Here is a 1007-nt window from a genome sequence, read left to right as displayed (position 1 = left end):
ATAAACTTTAAAGTGGGCTGCAAAACAATTTCACTTTAAAGTTTATTAATTCCATGCCTTTATCTTAATTTACCTATTAATGTTTTAAGGATAGAACAAATTAAATAAATAGCTTAAAGATGGATAAAATTTAACAGAGATAGGGCAACTAGGAATTATTAGATGGTACTTGTGAGGTTTTTTATGGCACGTATAAATTGATTCTCAAGCTGTTTTTTTCCTAATAAACCTAAGTGTTGAATCACTTTTTCATTACTTTCATTTTGAAGTACTAACTTTATTAAAAGTTGTTTATCCGACTCTGTTAATCGAGATATATAAGAAGGTGACTGGCTCAGTAACTGCCAAAGAGTTGCAGAGATACTAAATTGAGTGAAGTTACTTTTAGTGAGCAGCGCTAATCGCTCGTGAGTCTCTAGGCTTATTAACTCGTCGCTAAATCCTTCAATTATAATATTCACGAGTTGCCAATCTAGTGTTTTAAAGTGTGTTAAAAGAGCATAAAAGAAATCGTTTTTAAACTGCTTTTTTAGGGGTTGAAGAATTGTACTTTTGTCACTTAAGCATTTAACTACAAGCGCCGAATGTTCAGCGGTGCTTTTATCGCGTTGATAACCTAATTTTATAGTATCAAACCCTAGGTTTTGCCAAAAATTAAGTAACTGCGCTGTTGCGCCAAAGCTTGCACCAAGCCAACTACATTGGCTTTTTACCTGCGATTCGCAATAACTAAGTAACTTTTTACCAAGTCCTATATTGTGGGAACTCGGATCAATCGCTATTCGTACAACGCGAGCGCTCAGTTGTGTTAAACAGTCATTATTAAAGCTAAGTTGTGAGAGTGCTTGCGCCATTAAATGTCCTTGCGGACGGCGCTCTCCACTTATAACTTGTAGGGCAAGTTCTTCACTCAAACCACCTTCTATGGCGATTAAGCATACGCCAACTAATTGATTATTAATTTTGCTAATAAATAGTCTTTGCGATGGTGCGTCTAGTAGTTGGCG

Annotated in this window: 1 protein-coding gene; it reads right to left on the bottom strand. The window is 35.7% G+C overall.

The features are described from left to right. Positions 1-158 precede the first annotated feature (158 nt). The coding region (locus tag H5072_RS20235; protein ID WP_182694610.1) for a GNAT family N-acetyltransferase at positions 159-1007 on the bottom strand (849 nt) is incomplete at its 5' end.

The organism is Pseudoalteromonas sp. SR45-5, assembly GCF_014163565.1.
Lineage (GTDB): Bacteria > Pseudomonadota > Gammaproteobacteria > Enterobacterales > Alteromonadaceae > Pseudoalteromonas > Pseudoalteromonas distincta.
Note: the sequence above shows the minus strand (reverse complement) of the source record. Positions and strands in the feature narration are given on the sequence as shown.